Annotated in this window: 15 protein-coding genes and 1 pseudogene; 9 read left to right on the forward strand and 7 right to left on the reverse strand. The window is 44.1% G+C overall.

Annotation, left to right across the window (positions count from 1 at the left end):
• Positions 1–51: 51 nt before the first annotated feature.
• From QR722_RS06655 to hutC, 5 genes are all read right to left on the reverse strand, one after another.
• Positions 52–1227, reverse strand: coding sequence for a M56 family metallopeptidase (locus QR722_RS06655; protein ID WP_286286451.1), 1176 nt, complete (start codon positions 1225–1227; stop codon positions 52–54).
• Positions 1220–1594 carry a BlaI/MecI/CopY family transcriptional regulator gene (locus QR722_RS06660; protein ID WP_286286453.1) on the reverse strand — a complete coding sequence of 125 codons (375 nt, stop codon included), beginning with the start codon at positions 1592–1594 and terminating at the stop codon, positions 1220–1222. Before QR722_RS06660 ends, QR722_RS06655 begins: the two co-directional genes overlap by 8 nt.
• A 184-nt stretch (positions 1595–1778) precedes the next feature.
• Entirely contained in the window at positions 1779–3302 is a 1524-nt protein-coding gene (hutH, locus tag QR722_RS06665; RefSeq protein WP_286286457.1) for a histidine ammonia-lyase, read from the reverse strand.
• Positions 3303–3306: 4 nt separating this feature from the next.
• The gene (gene hutU, locus QR722_RS06670; RefSeq protein WP_286286459.1) at positions 3307–4980 is read right to left on the reverse strand and encodes a urocanate hydratase; all 1674 of its coding nucleotides are present in this window, start codon (positions 4978–4980) and stop codon (positions 3307–3309) included.
• Positions 4977–5702 (reverse strand): histidine utilization transcriptional repressor HutC, encoded by a 726-nt coding sequence (hutC, locus tag QR722_RS06675; protein WP_286286460.1) that lies wholly within the window; start codon positions 5700–5702, stop codon positions 4977–4979. The genes hutU and hutC overlap by 4 nt, the downstream gene beginning before the upstream one ends.
• A 109-nt stretch (positions 5703–5811) precedes the next feature.
• Here hutC and hutI point away from each other — a divergent pair, with 109 nt between their 5' ends.
• The 3 genes from hutI to QR722_RS06690 all read left to right on the forward strand — a co-directional run bounded on the left by hutI (position 5812) and on the right by QR722_RS06690 (position 8685).
• A complete protein-coding gene (hutI, locus tag QR722_RS06680) occupies positions 5812–7023 on the forward strand; it encodes an imidazolonepropionase (RefSeq protein WP_286286462.1) in 1212 nt (403 codons plus the stop codon).
• Complete coding sequence (gene hutG, locus QR722_RS06685; RefSeq protein ID WP_286286464.1) at positions 7016–7966, forward strand: formimidoylglutamase; 951 nt, start codon at positions 7016–7018, stop codon at positions 7964–7966. The genes hutI and hutG overlap by 8 nt, the downstream gene beginning before the upstream one ends.
• A 104-nt stretch (positions 7967–8070) precedes the next feature.
• Entirely contained in the window at positions 8071–8685 is a 615-nt protein-coding gene (locus tag QR722_RS06690; RefSeq protein WP_286286466.1) for a flavin reductase family protein, read from the forward strand.
• 19 nt (positions 8686–8704) lie between these two features.
• Here QR722_RS06690 and QR722_RS06695 read toward each other — a convergent pair.
• Positions 8705–9031, reverse strand: a pseudogene (locus QR722_RS06695) (diacylglycerol kinase); the annotation flags it as partial.
• 99 nt (positions 9032–9130) lie between these two features.
• Here QR722_RS06695 and QR722_RS06700 point away from each other — a divergent pair.
• Positions 9131–9664: a hypothetical protein gene (locus QR722_RS06700; RefSeq protein ID WP_286286467.1), complete on the forward strand. Its 534-nt coding sequence runs from the start codon at positions 9131–9133 to the stop codon at positions 9662–9664.
• A 125-nt stretch (positions 9665–9789) separates the two neighbouring features.
• Entirely contained in the window at positions 9790–10035 is a 246-nt protein-coding gene (locus QR722_RS06705) for a DUF6868 family protein (protein WP_286286468.1), read from the forward strand.
• Positions 10036–10054: 19 nt separating this feature from the next.
• Here QR722_RS06705 and QR722_RS06710 read toward each other — a convergent pair whose 3' ends face one another.
• On the reverse strand, positions 10055–10582 hold the full coding sequence (locus QR722_RS06710; RefSeq protein WP_286286471.1) for a nicotinate-nicotinamide nucleotide adenylyltransferase: 528 nt from the start codon (positions 10580–10582) through the stop codon (positions 10055–10057).
• Between the two features lie 59 nt (positions 10583–10641).
• Between QR722_RS06710 and moeB the strand changes: the two genes are divergently transcribed.
• The 4 genes from moeB to QR722_RS06730 all read left to right on the forward strand — a co-directional run bounded on the left by moeB (position 10642) and on the right by QR722_RS06730 (position 17881).
• Positions 10642–11442 (forward strand): molybdopterin-synthase adenylyltransferase MoeB, encoded by an 801-nt coding sequence (gene moeB, locus QR722_RS06715; RefSeq protein ID WP_286286473.1) that lies wholly within the window; start codon positions 10642–10644, stop codon positions 11440–11442.
• 228 nt (positions 11443–11670) lie between these two features.
• The gene (gene gnd, locus QR722_RS06720; protein ID WP_286286474.1) at positions 11671–13137 is read left to right on the forward strand and encodes a decarboxylating NADP(+)-dependent phosphogluconate dehydrogenase; all 1467 of its coding nucleotides are present in this window, start codon (positions 11671–11673) and stop codon (positions 13135–13137) included.
• A 582-nt stretch (positions 13138–13719) separates the two neighbouring features.
• Complete coding sequence (locus tag QR722_RS06725) at positions 13720–16368, forward strand: TonB-dependent receptor plug domain-containing protein (RefSeq protein ID WP_286286476.1); 2649 nt, start codon at positions 13720–13722, stop codon at positions 16366–16368.
• Positions 16369–16450: 82 nt separating this feature from the next.
• Positions 16451–17881 carry a tetratricopeptide repeat-containing sulfotransferase family protein gene (locus tag QR722_RS06730; RefSeq protein ID WP_286286478.1) on the forward strand — a complete coding sequence of 477 codons (1431 nt, stop codon included), beginning with the start codon at positions 16451–16453 and terminating at the stop codon, positions 17879–17881.
• Positions 17882–17886: the final 5 nt, after the last annotated feature.

The raw sequence follows: 17886 nt of genomic DNA on the forward strand, positions 1-17886 counted from the left end.
CATAAATACTTTGCAGCCGCTACAACAAGTAGCGGCTAGTATCAGGTAAGCTTATTCGCCTAATTTGAAGTCAAGTTGCACTTTTAGGCCAGTTTGTTTGAGGGCCTGCCCTCCCATAATACGCGGTTTATAGGTCCAAGCAGCCAGTGCATTTATCGCACTGTCGTCGAATGTGTAGGCTGGCTGGGCGTCAATAACTCGTATATTGCTAGTTGAACCATCGGCCTCAATATCAAATTGCAGTACAACCGAGCCTTCCAAACCTTGGCTGGCCGCCTCATTGGGATATACCGGCTCCACTCTAGTGATAGGTGCAGCTAAAAAAGCTTTATCCTCAACTTGGGTTTTGTTTGCCATATTCGCTAAGGCTACACTTGAGAGTAGGGCAGTTCCCAGTAGCAACACCATGGCTGTAATCCCAGGTCGATTTTTGGGTGCGTGTTGGATTAGTTTTAGTCGAGTAATCATAGTGTGTTTTTCTCCATAGGGTGAGTAGATCGCAAATTGACCAGTGGCCTTTTCGGCGCATTGAACTAACGCTTTGCCGTAACATAGTTTTTGTTGTAAGGATGAGGTGCGTAATACAGCTTCATCACAGGAAAGCTCTTGAGTACGCCTAAAAGCGCCATAACTTAACCAGCTAAGAGGGTTAAACCAGAATACCGCGACTAACAGAATGGCTAGCAAGTTAAACCAAATATCCTTGCGCTGATAATGAACCAATTCATGTTGTAACATCAGTGATTGCTGAGTTGGACTAAAACGGGTTGTAAACTCTGTGGGTAAGAGTAATTTGGGGCTGATGATACCTGTCAGTACTGGCCCCTTGATGTCCGCACAACTATATACTTGGAGGCGATTTGGCAGACAAAGGGGTAAGGGGCCAGCATAGGCTTTATTGATTCTTTGCAGCAATGAAAATTGGCTCACAATCACGTAGCTGATTACACTCAGCGCCCCCAGGCTCCATAGAAAAATCCAATTTGGCGACCAGTCCGTTGCTTGTGCTTGTTGATTGAATAACACCAAATATTCGACAATTTGATTATTTTGCACTGGGATAATCTGTTTAGGTAAATTATTGGCTAGCAATGCTAACGGGAGTAAAGCCCAAATAGCATAACTTGTGCGCGTGCCTAAGTATTTGACTGCATAGCGCTCTAACAATATTAGTGCCGATAGTACACAGCAAACCAACAGCTGTTGTGAGATAAGCCAACTAATCATTGTTTTTCTCCCAATTAGAAATAAGCATTTTTAGCTCATCTATATCATCTTTGGTTAAATCATTACCCTGGGCAAAGCCTGCGACTAAGGGGGCCACTTTTCCGTTAAATAAGCGACGGACCAGGCTTTTACTTTCTTTGTTGAGATAAGACTCACGTTCAAACAACGGTGAGTACAGATAGCTGCGATTAGATTTTTGAAACTCAATAGCTTGTTTTTTAACCAGGCGACTAAGTAAGGTTTTAACCGTCTTGTCATGCCAGGATTTATGTTGATTGAGTCTCTCGATGATGGTGTTGGCTGAGGCCGGATAACCTTCCCAAAGGGCATCTAACACCTCAAATTCAGTTTTTGATATCTCTTGCATACTATTTAGCTCTTATGATTACGTTTGTAGTCTTGAATTTAAGATTACACCCGTAATCTTAAATTGCAAGATTAATTTGGGATTTATTGATAGACGAGTCAGATAGCTCAGCATGATCGAACTGCTCAGCGAGTGGGATGGCTACACTTGCAAAAAGGTAGTTGGAAGCGCAGCATGGCTTGGATTAGGACAGCAGGTTAATCCCGGCTAAATCGTTCAAGCTGTTGTTTACAATTAGCTTTTTGGCATTCTCAATGTCAGGAGAAAAGTATCGATCTTTGTCATAAAAGGGCACGGTTTCACGTAGTAAGGCTTTGACGGATTCTAATCTTTCACTGGTTTTCAACGGTGCACGAAAATCCAGACCTTGAGCCGACGCCAACCATTCTATAGCTAGTATACCGGCGACATTATCAAAGATATCTCTGAGTCGTCTGCCTGCAAAAGTCGCCATAGATACATGATCTTCCTGATTGGCTGAGGTAGGCAACGAGTCAATGGATGCAGGATGGGCCAAGGTTTTGTTTTCACTAGCTAGCGCAGCGCAGGTCACCTGAGCAATCATAAAACCAGAATTGACGCCACCGTTGTTCACCAAAAAGGGTGGTAAGCCACTCAAATGGGTATCAATTAACAAGGCCATTCTGCGTTCAGCCAAGGCACCAATTTCTGACAGGGCAATGGCTAACATATCGGCGGTCATAGCCACGGCTTCAGCATGGAAGTTTCCACCTGATAATATATCGCCGCAGTCTGCGAATACTAATGGGTTGTCAGATACACCATTTGCTTCAACTATCAAGGTTTGCGCGGCAAAGCGCATTTGCTGTAAACATGCGCCCATTACTTGAGGTTGGCAGCGCAGTGAATAGGGATCTTGTACTTTTTCGCAACCTTGGTGAGACTCTGCAATTTCCGAGTTGCCAAGCAGTTGTTGGAAGCTAGCTGCTACATCGGATTGAGCTTGATGTCCGCGTACTTGATGGATCCGCGGGTCAAAGGGCACTCGCGAGCCTTGCGCAGCGTCTACGGTTAAACTGCCAATGGCAATGGCACTATAGAGCGCATTTTCTGCATAAAATAAGCCTTGCAAAGTAAAGGCGGTGGAAGCCTGAGTACCATTAAGTAACGCTAAACCTTCTTTGGGAGCAAGCTCAATTTTTTGCATCTTAGCAATGCTCAAACCTTGCTCTGCGGTTAACCGTTGTCCGTTGTGAAAGACTTCGCCTTCGCCAAGTAACACCGCGCTCATATGGGCCAATGGTGCTAAATCTCCGGATGCACCCACCGAACCTTTTTCAGGAATTGCTGGGTAAACTTCAGCGTTGTATAAGGTGATCAATGCTTCTATCACCGATAGGCGGATCCCTGAATAACCCCGTGCCAATGAATTAATTTTTAGCAGCAGCATCAACCTAACCGTCTCAGCTGACATGAAATTGCCGATGCCAGCAGCATGAGACAAGACGATACTGCGCTGCAATAAGCCCAGTTCGTCCGCATGTATTTTGGTATTGGCAAGCAGACCGAACCCAGTATTGATGCCGTAAACGGTGCGGCCTTCTTTGATGACATTTACGACGGTTTGTTCGGCTGCCAAGATGGCTGGCTTAGCGTCTTCGCACAATTGTATCGCGATATGTTGACGAGCAACCCGGCGCATATCATCTAGGGATAATTGGCCCGGTATAATTGTTAAGGTTTCCAATGGATTACTCTCCTTTTAGCATAGGTAAATCGAGCTTATTCTGTCTGGCACATTGCTTGGCAATTTCATAACCGGCATCGGCATGACGCATCACGCCTGTGGCCGGATCATTATGTAGTACTCGGGCAATACGTTTATCCGCTTCTTCGCTGCCATCACAAACAATGACCACTCCAGAATGTTGACTGAATCCCATGCCTACGCCCCCCCCGTGATGTAAACTCACCCAAGTCGCGCCGCCAGCAGTATTGAGCATGGCGTTAAGCAATGGCCAATCAGACACCGCATCAGAGCCGTCCAGCATACTTTCCGTTTCGCGATTAGGCGAAGCAACAGAGCCAGAATCTAAGTGGTCACGCCCAATGACGATGGGAGCAGAAAGCTCGCCGTTTCTGACCATCTCATTAAAGGCCAGCCCAAGCTTTTGGCGCTCGCCTAAGCCTACCCAACATATTCGTGCAGGTAATCCTTGAAACTGGATACGCTGTTTAGCCATATCCAGCCAATTATGTAAGTGTTGGTTATCGGGGAGCAGCTCTTTGACTTTGGCATCGGTCTTGTAGATATCTTCAGGATCACCCGATAAGGCTACCCAGCGAAATGGGCCTATACCTTGACAGAACAAAGGACGAATATAAGCAGGTACGAATCCTGGGAAATCGAAAGCGTTTTTAACCCCTTGTTCTAGTGCCATTTGACGGATGTTGTTACCATAGTCCAAGGTCGCTGCTCCGCGCTGTTGCAAGACCAGCATCGCTTGTACTTGAACAGCCATAGATTGTTTAGCTGCAAGCACCACCTTGGCTTCATCTTGTAAGCGTATTGCGGCAGCTTGTTGCATGGTCCAGCCCTGCGGTAAATAGCCATTTAAAGGATCATGGGCACTGGTTTGGTCTGTGACCACGTCAGGAGTGACCCCGCGCTCGACTAGCTGACTAAACACATCGGCGGCATTGCCTAGTAAGCCAACAGAAACCGCTTTTTGCTGCTGCTTGGCTTGTTCAATTATCTCTAAAGCATGAGTCAGTGATGAGGCTTTCTCATCCACATAGCCGGTCTTCAAGCGAAAATCGATACGACTTTCGTCAACTTCCACCGCCAACATTGAAAAACCTGCCATGGTGGCTGCCAGTGGTTGCGCACCGCCCATGCCTCCTAGGCCGCCAGTGAGGATCCAGCGACCTTCGGCTGAACCGTCAAAATGCGCTTTTGCTATGCTGACAAAAGTCTCATATGTGCCTTGCACTATGCCTTGAGAGCCAATGTAGATCCACGAACCCGCCGTCATTTGGCCGTACATCATCAAACCGAGTTTATCCAATTGATTAAAGTGTTCCCAATTGGCCCAATGAGGTACTAAGTTTGAGTTGGCTATTAATACGCGAGGGGCATTTTCGTGGGTCGGAAATACGCCCACAGGTTTACCACTTTGTACCAATAGAGTTTCGTCATTATTGAGGCGCTTAAGTACCTCAACAATTTTATCGTAGCTAGGCCAGTCCCTAGCTGCACGGCCAATCCCGCCGTACACCACCAAGTCCTGCGGATGTTCGGCTACCTCAGGATCAAGGTTGTTCATTAACATCCGCATAGCAGCCTCTGTTTGCCAACTTTTGGCCGTTAAGGTAGAGCCGCGAGGCGCAGTTATGTTACGGGTGGGATCATAACGCTTATTCATTTTCTTTCTCCTAAATCGCTGGGGTGGAAATTTAAATGTCCACCAATTCGATATCGATTGCCTGGATGATAAAGTGACGCAAAACTGACGATGCCATTTGTTGAAAAGGTTCGCCTGACAATATGCAAACAGGGTTGGCTAGGGGGTATGTTTAAAATTTCAGTTATCTCAGGGGCTGCAAGTATGGCCTCTACAGAATGATCAGCCTGGGTCAGCGGAGCAACCTGACTAAGATATTGATTGGCTGTGGTACGGCTAAAATCTTGCTGTAAATAGTCCGGCGCCCACAATGGATTGACCAAGCGGTCTTCCAGTTGGATCGGCACCGATGATTCCAAATGGACAATTTGGGTATGGTACAAGTTATCCTGTGTTTGGATCCCAAACCAAGCGCTTTGTTGGCTGTTGGCTTTTACTGCCTGTTTGGTCAATACCACGTTGGAATAAATATGACCACGTTGTTCGATCTCATCTTGGATGCTGCGAATTTCCAGCATTGAGCTCATCGGTCGATGATCAGACACAAAAGTACCCAAACCTTGTGAGCGCAACAGGATACCTTCTTCAACCAACTCAGTTAGTGCACGTCTAGCGGTCATGCGACTGACAGAATACTGTTCAGCTAATTGATTTTCAGAGGCAACTTTGTCACCAGCCTTCATTTGAGAAGTCTCAATCTGTCGCAATATAGCGGACTTAATTTGCACAAATCTTGGCTGCATAGTATGGGTTATACTCGTGACATGAAATTCACAGCATCTTACTTGTATATACAAGTATGCACAAGTAAACTGTAGCAATCATAAATAGCAGCACTGATGGAGTTAAATAATGCCCCAACAATATGATTTACTGATCGAAAATGTGCATCTAGCCAGCATGACAAATTCCGCGCAGCCGTACGGTGAGGTAAGAGATGCAGCTGTGGCAATCAGTGAGGGCAAGATTGCATATGTCGGTGCAAAAGCCGGATTTACAGGGCATGCTGAGCAAATTTTCGATGGACAAGGGCAATGGCTGTTGCCTGGCTTTGTTGATTGCCATACTCATTTAGTTTATGCCGGTAGTCGCGCTGATGAATTCGAGAAGAGACTCAATGGTGTTTCTTATGCTGAGATCTCTCGACAAGGTGGGGGGATTAAAAGCACAGTGGCCGCTACTCGCTTAGCCAGTTTTGATAGCCTGCAAAAAGATGCATTAAAACGCGCCAGCCGTTTGGCTGAAGAAGGAGTGACCACCATTGAGATTAAGTCGGGCTATGGATTAGATTTAGTCACAGAGATTAACATGCTCAAGGTGGCCAAAAGCCTCAGTCAGTTTCTGCCTATCGACGTTGCTACTACCTATTTAGGCGCTCATGCATTACCTCTTGAATATGCCAATCGCGCCGATGATTACATTGATTTTGTCTGTGAGGTAGTGATGCCAGAGATAGCTAAGCAAAAACTTGCCGATAGCGTGGACGTGTTTTGTGAGTCAATCGGCTTTGATCTCGCCCAATGTGAAAAAGTCTTCACTACGGCTAAGGGTTACGGTTTGCAAATTAAAGCCCACGCCGAACAATTAAGTGATTTACACGGCGCTAAACTAGCTGCAAATTTTCAGGCTTTATCGGTGGACCACTTGGAATTTTTGAGCGAGGAAGATGTGAGTGTGCTGAAGCAAAATAATACAGTCGCGGTGCTACTACCTGGTGCATTTTATTTTTTGAATGAAACTAAGAAGCCACCCGTTGCAGCGCTGCGCCAGCATAATGTACCCATTGCAATTGCCACCGACTTAAACCCCGGGAGTTCACCTATCGCATCTATCCTAACCATTATGAATATGGCCAGTGTGTTATTTGGTTTGACACCTCACGAAGTGCTCCAGGGGGTTACCATCCACGCCGCAACAGCGCTGGGGATGGATAACAAGGGGTCAATTGCGGTGGGCAAGGACGCTGATATGTGCCTTTGGGACATACAACATCCAGCCGAGTTAGTTTATGGTGTGAATCAACATCGACCTACTCAAAAATGGTTCAGGGGCAAGCATGCATAATTTAGATACATCATTTCAGTGGCGCGGCAGACAAGATAGTGAAGATGGCGAGAATGGCTTCCGTTGGCACCATAAGTTTAATGCCATCTCAGATACCCATGATCTGTCAATATTGGGTTTTGCCTGTGATCTGGGTGTTATTGCAAATAAGGGGCGCAAGGGAGCAAAAGATGGACCCAATGCCATTCGTCACGCTTTGGCTAATCTTGCTTGGCACAGCCACCTGACTATTGAAGATTTGGGTAATGTAGTGGCTGGCGACAGTTTGGCCGACAGTCAGGATTTGTTTGCCAAAACGGTTAAGCGGTGCCTGAATAATCAACAGTTCGTGATTGGCCTGGGAGGGGGGCATGAAATAGCCTGGGCAAGTTACAATGGCTTATTCGAAAGTAACAAAAAAAATAGTGGAACTATAGGCATCATCAATTTTGACGCCCATTTTGATCTGCGCAAACCTGCACCGCATAATAGCTCTGGTACGCCGTTTTTCCAAATAGCAGAACACTGTAAAACTCACTCTAAGCCATTTCATTATGCCTGCTTAGGGGTTGCCGAATCGGCCAATACCCAAGCGCTATTTACACGGGCGGAACAATTAAAGGTTATTAGTCTAAAGGATTTTAACTTTAGCGCGGAAAATGCAAAAACGGCGTTGACTCCAATGTTACAACAAGTGGATCAGCTCTATGTGACAATCTGTTTGGATGGCTTTAGCGCCGACCAGGCACCTGGTGTGAGTGCCCCCAGTGCCTTTGGGATTGATCTGGCCGCAGTGATTGACGTATTGAAGTGGTTGGCGCAGTCGCAACAACGCTATGACTATCAATGGCAGTTGGCTGATATAGCAGAGATGAATCCTCATTTTGATGTGGATAATCGCACGGCTAAGTTAGCGGCGAGATTGATATTTGAGATTGTCAAAGTCCAATCGTCGAAGCCGTAGTTGGGCAAACAATTGTGAGCAAATAGTGTTACGCATTATTGGTGCGATATGGCATTAATTGCCATACACCCCATCGCTAATGTAAACAGGTATTTTGGAGTATTATGTCGGACTATCATTTTTACCAACCCAAAGAAGGGCACAACCTTAAGCATGATCCCTTCAACGGAATTATCGCTCCGCGACCCATTGGCTGGATTTCAACGTTAGGGCAAGATGGAAACGCGAATTTAGCGCCCTACAGCTTCTTTAATGCGTTTAATTATTCTCCTCCACTGATTGGATTCTCTAGTATCGGCTACAAAGATACGGTCAGAAATGCTGAGCAAACCGGTGAATTTTGTTGGAATCTAGTATCCCAGTCTTTGGCCCAAGCAATGAATCTGACCAGTCAAGCCGCTCCAATTGATGTGGATGAGTTTGAGCTGGCTCAATTGGCAAAGGGCAATAGTCGCATGATTAAACCGCCTTATGTGTTACACAGCCCGGTGGTGATGGAATGTAAAACCAGTCAAATTATACAGTTGCGCGCTGCTGACGGTTCCCACTGTGATACTTGGTTGGTGATGGGAGAAGTGGTAGGCGTGCATATAGCGAATCAAACCCTTAGGGATGGAGTGTATCAAACAACCTTAGCACAACCGGTATTGCGGGGCGGCGGAGCAGGTGACTACTTTACCTTATCAGAACAACAAAAATTTGTGATGAAGCGACCTTAACTAAAGGGCTAAAAATTAATTAAGCCAAGCTGAAAGGGGATATGGGAAACAGCTGCGCAATAGCATGCGGCCAATCCAAGCTTAACCAAACCAGCGAGATGAACACTGCGGATAAGCTGATATATTTTGCTCGTCCAATCAACGGATGATGCTCTAAAGTGACAGCGTCACTGATGGCTTCAATTGCTGAATTAAGCACTTCTGCAAATAACCTAAACAGTAGGCTACCCACGAGCATCAAACAATGCTCGTGGGTGGTCGCCAGCACGAAACTAAAGGGCAGCAATAACAAAGCAAGAAGCAGTTCTTGTCGAAAGGCTAATTCTAATTGCCACGGCGCTTTAAAACCTTCCCATGAAGGTAAAAGTTAGGCAACTATAGTCAGGCTGTGCGCTTTGCGATAGTATCATTTTGAGTCATCAACAACATAGTTAGTAGGATTGGTGTGGGTTCGGGTCAAACTAAATTGAGAAAAGCTGAAATTGAGAAAGTCGAATGGGAGAAATCTGCCACTGTGGTATTTCTTGATTGGTATCAGCAGAAGTTTCAAGTTTCCTATAGATTCATCTCGCATAATCAGCCAAGTAAACCCGATGTGTCATGTCTAATTGACCACAAGCCCATTGATATTGAAATTGCCCACTTGTATGGCAGTGAGCAAGAAGCAATGAAAATTCTCGGCCGCTTTCTAGATAGTCGTACCCGCGAAGCCTTGCAAAAATTACGCGAAAGCTGCAATACACCGCAACGATTCACTCATGCGTTAAATCATATTCTGCGCAATAAAGCGTCAAAATCCTATCAAAGCGAACATACTTGGTTGGTTATTCGCAATGCACATCCTGCTTGGAACAGTGACAAAATCAGAAAACAAATCGAGCATATTGATATTCCCGTTTCACATCCATTCGAGCAAATTTGGGTGTTAGGCGATTTAACTGCAAAATCAGGTGCAGTCAAGATTTACCCGGTAGATTGAATAGGTTGGCAAAATCTTGCTGGGGCTGAAAGTTTGCTCGCAAGTAGAATGTTGATCTTTATCAAGTTTCCCCTGGCACAACGAGCTTATACTTGTGGTCTTTTTAAGGTAAAGGTAGACAGAACATGATGTCAGTTGAGCAATTTACCAGTTTTTTGGCTTGGTGTACCTTGATAAATTACGGGATCTTAGTGATTTGGTTTTTTATGTTCATCAAAGCTCACGATTGGATGTACGTGACGAGCGGCAGGCTATTCAAACTGAGTATGGATGAGTTTGATAAAATTCATTATGCGGCAATGGCATTCTTCAAACTAGCTTGGGTTTTGCTGAATTTAGTGCCTTATATTGCGATGAAAATGATTTTCTGAGAAGGTTTAAATAATCGACTCACGCATATAATTTATTTTTTGTAATATAGTCATACACAGATGCAGGTAGTAACCCCTTGATATCATTTCCTTTTTCAATTCCTTCGCGGACGTAAGTGGCCCTTACGTCGATGCGCTCTGGTACAACAAGTCGCTGCCAGCGCTGCATGATATCGTCTGCTCGATAAAATCTATGCCAATTATCTACATTATCAGGCCCAATAATAAAGCTTAAGCTGTCAGTAGGATAAAGCGCTTGTTGCAAATAATGCATTAAATCATAGGTGTAAACAGGGCGCTGACCGTCACTAATGATATCTTCAACCGGTAAAGCAATGACTTTTTCATTGTTCAGCTCATCGACAAAAAGTTGCAGCATATTCACTCGGTGCTGGTAAGGAATCATCTTTTTAGCAAAGGCATGTTCGAAGGAAGGGACCAACAAAATTTGCTCAAATTGTTGCTGTTCACCCAGCAAGTATTCAATCACATCCTTATGACCATTTGTGGGGGGATTAAACGCTGAACCGAATACTGCAATGTTCATGGAAATACCTTGCTATAAATGAGTTTTGCACGATACCTTTGCAAGGGACTTGTTTCAAGATGATTGATTTAACTTTTAGCCGGAATCAAGAGGAAGTGCTTTTGAAGGAAATTACCCCATCCCAAGCAATACGCTATAGCAGGCAGATAAACTTACCAAAATTTGATTTAGACAAACAAGAGCGTTTGCTAGCCGCTCGAGTATTGATTATCGGCCTAGGTGGACTAGGCTGTGCGGCTGCGCAATATTTAGTTGCTTCGGGCATAGGTATGCTTACCTTGGTTGATGATGACGAGGTAGAGATGAGTAATTTGCAACGTCAAATATTGCATACGGAGTCGGCCGTTGGAACGAGTAAGGTGGAATCGGCGCAACACAGTTTACAGCAACTAAGCAGTGACAGTGATATCAGTTGTATACAGCAAAGGTTGGACGACAAAGCCCTTAGTGAACAGCTTGAAAAACACGATATGGTGTTTGATTGCAGTGATAATCTAGACACCCGTAATCAGTTGAACAGACTTTGTTGGCAGGCGCAAATACCCTTGGTTTCTGGCGCTGCGATTCGAATGGAAGGGCAGCTATTTTGTGTACAGCCCCATCTAAATAGTGCTTGTTATCAATGTTTGAGTCGCTTGTTTGGTGAGCAGAATTTAACTTGTTCTGAGTCAGGTGTAATGTCACCGCTGGTAGGCGTTATCGGCGCTATGCAAGCGTTAGAAGGGATTAAATTATTGACTGGATTCGGTACAGCCCTTTGCAATGAATTACTGATTTTTGACGCTGCGTGCAACCAATGGCATCGTTTAAACGTGACTAAATTTCCACAATGCCCTACCTGCGCTAGTGGGCTGGAATAACTTGGACGAAATCGGCCTGTCTGTTGCGCCTTTAATATTTTGCGCAAGCCATGGCGTTTAAGTACACTTTTTATATATTGATGAATAAGTGACAAATTGTTGCGCTGTTTCCCTATAAAAAAGTCACCTTTTCATGTACATTACGCGCAATTTTTGTCAAGACGCTACTGTGCATTGAAGGTGCTTTGCAAAACGCAACTCTTTTGATGACATCCAACGAGGAAAACTATGAAGACACTCTCCGATATTGCTGTTGTAGGCTTAGCTGTAATGGGTGAAAACCTAATCTTAAATATGGCTAGCAAAGGTTTTACCGTCACCGCCTATAATCGTTCGTACAGCAAAGTAGAAAACTTTCTGGCCACTCGTGCAAAAGACAAAACCATTCGGGGAGTCGATTCCATTGAAAGCTTGGTGGCCTCTTTGGCTAAACCTCGGAAAATCATGCTGATGGTTAAATCTGGTCAACCTGTGGATGACTTCATTCAGCAGCTAATTCCACACCTTGAGCAAGGCGACATCATAATTGACGGCGGTAACAGTCAATTTGAAGATTCCAATCGCCGCACCGAAATGCTATCTGAAAAGGGCTTGTTGTATGTGGGAACAGGTGTCTCTGGTGGCGAAGAAGGGGCATTGTTAGGTCCTTCAATTATGCCAGGAGGCAACCCAGCCGCGTGGCCTCATGTTAAGCCAATCTTTCAAGCTATATCAGCCAAGGTCAAAGATGAAAATGGCGAGCTAACCATCCCTTGTTGCGAATGGGTAGGAGAGGGTGGCGCTGGTCACTTTGTCAAAATGGTTCACAATGGTATTGAATATGGCGATATGCAGATCATCTGTGAAGGCTATATTTTAATGCGCGATTTGCTCGGCATGACCACTGATGAAATGGAAGCTGTGTTTAGACAATGGAATGAAACGGAATTATCTAGCTATCTGACTGAAATTACAGCAGATATTCTAGGCTATAAAGAAAACGGCGAAGCCTTGGTTAACTCAATTTTAGATACTGCCGGTCAAAAAGGTACAGGTAAATGGACGGGTATTACTGCATTGCATTTAGGGGTACCCCTCACGCTTATTGGCGAGGCCGTTTTTGCCCGTTGCTTGTCAGCAATTAAAGAGCAAAGAGTTAAAGCCGCTCAGGTTTTAAGTGGCCCTAAAGCGCATTTTAGTGGTGATAAAACGGCTTTCTTAGAAAGTTTGCGCCAAGCCTTGTTAGCTTCAAAAATTGTGTCCTACGCTCAGGGTTTTGCAGTGATGCAGCAAGCAGCTAAAGAATATAAGTGGCAGCTAGACTATGGCTCTATCGCCATGATGTGGCGTGAAGGCTGCATTATTCGCTCGGTATTTTTAGACAACATTAAAACAGCCTATGATAATCATCCAGAGTTGGATAACCTGTTATTAGACGATTACTTTAATAAAGTGGTTGCCGACGCTCAGATGGGCTGGCGCGAAGTAGTTGCCACTGCTGCGATGCAAGGGGTAGCAGTGCCATGTGTTTCTTCCGCGCTAAGCTATTTTGATGGTTATCGCACTGAAAACTTACCCGCTAATTTGTTACAAGCTCAGCGTGACTATTTTGGGGCTCACACCTATGAGCGCAACGACAAGCCTCGTGGTGAGTTTTTCCATACCAATTGGACAGGGCGAGGCGGTAATACCGCTTCGACAACTTATGATGTCTAACATCGACTGACGAAAAAAGGCTGCAATTGCAGCCTTTTTTTTGTTTGCAATAGTTTGAAATAACTCAAATTAACACTTCGATGATTGAATTATTGCTAATTCCAACCAGTGCAGGTTCACCTGCCCAACTCCAATCGCCTTAAGAAACGCTGTGTAGACACGATATTGGATAAATGACAATTAATCATTAGTCGTAGGTGATTTTGCATCTTGCTACACATTAGCAGCTTAAATTTGATTTATTACTTTATTTATTTAAATTTTTTAAGATGATTAATTGTACGAATAAAAGCAAAAATAATATCTTTTAATATCAATTGTTTAGAGATTTTAGTGGTGTTTTTGTTGGGGCAATAGGATGTTTTAGCCTATTTATTGTTCGACAAGTAGCCTTCAATCACAATTTTGTCAATGGAATTGAAATCTAAAGTGTTGTTTTTTTTAGCATTACCATCTATAAATATTGGTAGTGCATCAATGTCAATTTTGGCTGAAGGACGAACTGAAATGATAAAAATAATAATAAATCATGTTCAATGCACATAATTAACAAGTCAAACAATAAGAAAGTGGGAACAACACATGAAAAAGAACATATCTAAATTATCTGGTAGCATCCGCGCAGTGCTGCTTGGAAGTGCAGTGGCAACAGTAGCATTTAATGGGGCAGTAAGCGCCCAAGAATCAGCAGATCAAAAAAACGCTAATGTCGAAAAAATAGCCGTTGTAGGTAGCCGCGCTGCGCCTAGATCAATTGGTGATTCACCTGTGCCGATTGATATTATTGGTTCAGAAGAGCTAGGTAAGACCGGTAGCAGTGACATGCTAGAAATTCTTAAAGGCACAGTGCCTTCCTTGAATGTCCACACTAATCCAATCAGTGATGCGGCAACACTAGTGCGCCCAGCCAATTTACGTGGTTTGTCAGCAGATAGCACCTTGATCCTGTTAAATGGTAAGCGTCGTCATCGTTCATCCGTTATTGCATTCTTAGGTGGCGGTATCAATGATGGTGCTCAGGGCCCAGACATTTCTGTCATCCCAAGTATCGCGTTGAAGCAAGTCGAAGTGTTACGTGATGGCGCTGCGGCTCAATACGGTTCAGATGCGATTGCTGGTGTAATGAACTTTGTATTGAAAGACGACTCCGAAGGCGGCTCTTTGCAGGTTCGTCATGGCGAATATTACGAAGGTGACGGTACTACAACTGAAATCTCTGGAAACGTCGGTTTGCCCTTTACTAAAGATGGTTTTGCCAACTTAAGTTTCCAATATAAAAATTCTGATGCCACCAGTCGCAGTACTCAACGTCCAGACGCTGCAGCATTTGCAGATGCAGGCTTGAATGTTGCGGACCCTGCACAAATCTGGGGTTCACCTGAGGTTAATGATGATATTACAATTTTTGCTAATGTTGGCCTAGATTTAGGCGATGACAAAGAATTTTACATGTTTGGTAACTACTCTGAGCGTGATGTTAGAGGTGGTTTTTACTATCGTAACCCGACCACTCGCCCAGGTGTTTATGGCGGTATCGTAAGAAACGTAGATGGCTCTGCTAGCTACCGTCCTGGCGATGATAATCCAGATGGTCAAGCCGCGTGGGATGCCGCACCCGCTACCATATTAGTTGGTTCGCTAGATGGGCTAGAGCAACAGCTTAATTGTCCAGTAGTCGAGATTGGCGAAAATGGCCTTCCTGATTCAACGGCGTTGGGCTCATTAACTGCAGCTAACTGCTTTGCGTTCAACCAAAATATTCCAGAAGGTTTCACTCCTAACTTCGGTGGTAATATAACCGACACATCCTTGACCATAGGTACTAAGGGTCAATTCAATGAAGGTTTTGCTAAGGGCGTGTATTGGGACGTGAGCGGCTCTGTAGGTCGCAGTGAATCTCAATTCTTTATTTATAATACCTTGAATGCATCCTTAGGTCCGGATACACCTCGCGACTTCTCGCCTGGTAAATATATCCAATTGGAAAAGAGCTTTAACTTTGATGCTGTGAAGCAAATTGATGCAGGCCTCTATGGTGATGTTAACTTAGCTGGTGGTTTAGAATGGCGTGAAGAGTCCTTTGAAATCATCGCTGGCGATGAAGCTTCATTTACCAATGGGCCTTTGTTCTCGCAGGGCTTTAGTGTTGGTTCAAATGGTTTCCCTGGATTTAAACCTTCAGATCAAGGTGTATCCACTCGTCGCAATGCTGCAATCTATGTGGATGCGGAAGTACCTTTCACTGAAGCCTTCCTAATGGGGTATGCACTTCGATATGAAGATTATGACACCTTTGGCTCGACTGCTAACTACAAGATCTCTGCACAATTCCATGCCACTGACGATTTATCCTTCCGTGGTTCTGTTAGTACTGGATTCCGTGCACCTACGGTAGGTCAAGCCAATGTTAGTAACGTACAAACTAACTTGAGTAGTGGTGTGTTGGTTGATTCAGCGCTATTGCCACCCACTAACCCTATTGCCGTTCAATTAGGTGGTACCGAGCTTGAGCCAGAAGAGTCACAAAGTTTCACTTTAGGTGCGATTTATGAAGTGGGTCAAGTGTTCATCACCTTGGATTACTATAATATCCAAGTAGAAGATCGCATCAGCCAATCTGAGAAAATCAATTTATCCGATGCTGATAAAGAAGTATTGAAAAATGCAGGTGTACCAAATGTAGATGGTTTGGCACAGGTTAGTTTCTTTACTAACGATTTTGATACCACTACTCAAGGTATTGACGTGGTTGCCAACTATACAACTGACTTGTTTGACGGTAGTTCGTTATTCAGTTTAGCCTATAACTGGAATGAAACTGAAGTTGATAGATTCTCTGACATCACTGGTGAGTTTAAAGTTAAACGTATTGAAGAAGATTTACCAAATCACAGAGCTACGTTAACTTGGTCACAGTCTTATGACTCCTTCTCAATGTTTACCCGTGTAAATTACTATGGTGAATATCAAGGTGTGCATGTTGACTATGATGCAACAGCTATCACTGCTGACGCCGCTGTTACGGTAGATTTTGAAGCGAGTTACTTCGTTAATGAATCTTTCACCTTAAGTGCAGGTGCGCAAAATATCTTTGATCAAGATGCTGAAAAAATTAACATTCCAGCAGATCAAGGTATCCCAAATAATAATTGGGGTGGTATTTACTACGAGACATCTCCTATGGGATTCAACGGTGGTTTTTACTACGTAAAAGCAACGTATAACTTTTAATCGTTAACGTTCTGAAAAAGCCTTGTCATTGACAAGGCTTTTTATTTTCTGGGCGTTCACTTATCAATAGGATTACTTGAGTTTGGCAATAGACAATATCAATCAAGGATTTGCACATCTTCAGCAACATCACTTGTCCCAAGCCAACGCATGTTTTATGCAAGTCATTAAACAGGATCACAGCAATGGCATGGCACTGTGGGGTTTGGCAAAAATCGCCTTTTTGACTTTTCAATATGACAAATCCATAGGGCTATACCAACAAGCATGCCAACAGCTTGCTGAGCACTGCGCACCATTATTAGAACTAGCCGAGGCGTTTAATCAAGTGCATGCACAAACCGATGCACTAACGGTACTTGAATATGCAATAAAAACGTTTCCAAAAGATGAACTTGTGCGAAGTCATCTTGCCCAACAGCATATTCAAATGGGCAAACTCGCTGAGGCTGAGCAGGGATTACGTCAGTTATTACACAGTGAGAATCCAATTGTCAGAGGTTATGCTTGGTTGGATTTATGCCGAGTTAAAAATGCCAACATGGCAGCAACCGATGTGACAAAACTAATCAAAGAGCAACAATTAGCGCCTGTAAATAGTCAGCAAAAGATGTTACTGGACTATGCCTTAGGGAATGTATTTGATCAGCAGAAAGACTATAGCCGAGCAGCCGTCCACTTAAAACGTGCCAATAAATTCCAAAAAAGTTTATGTGATTTTAGTACCTGCGAAATGGAGCCTTTGTTTAACGCTATTGTTCAGTCTTATCAGCCCTGCAGGGGTAATGATGAGACCCAAGCCCAGCCCGATAAAATAACTCCGGTGTTTATCCTTGGGTTACCAAGAACGGGTTCGACATTGTTAGAGCAAATGCTCTGCCAGCATAGCGATATCGCCACTGTCGGCGAACAAACCTACTTGAGTGATTTTGTGGTGCCTTTTATTGAGAGCCAGGCTAAGCAACCTTTTCCGATGTTTGCCCAGTCGGTATCGAGTGAAACGTTGAAACTTGCTGCACAGCGTTATTTAGACGTGGTGTCAACAAATCTTAAACAAGGTTTCATTATTAATAAGTTACCCGCAAATTTTCAGCATGTGGGTTTGATTTTACAACTATTTCCGAATGCGAAAATTATTGATATTCGCCGTGATATTGAAGATGTCGCCCTGTCTGTGTTTAAGAATCATTTCGCTGAAAATGAGCCCTATTTTTGTGATGTAAGTGAATTTAATTTATACGCTAAGATGTACCACAATATGATGGAAAAATGGCAGGAGATCTTCCCTAATAAGATCTTTACACCTAGCTATGAGCAACTGGTTACCCAGCCTGAAAAATCGGTTCGGGCATGTTTAGAATATTTGGGTTTGGCATGGCAGCCTGAGTGTTTATCCTCACACAACAACACAACGGCTGCTGTAAAGACCCTCAGCGCCGTTCAAGTGCGCGAACCAATCAATGCTCAGTCTATTGGGTGTTGGCGAAACTACGGGACATTATTGGGATATTAATATCA

Origin of the sequence: Aliiglaciecola sp. LCG003 (genome assembly GCF_030316135.1) — a bacterium.
Lineage (GTDB): Bacteria > Pseudomonadota > Gammaproteobacteria > Enterobacterales > Alteromonadaceae > Aliiglaciecola.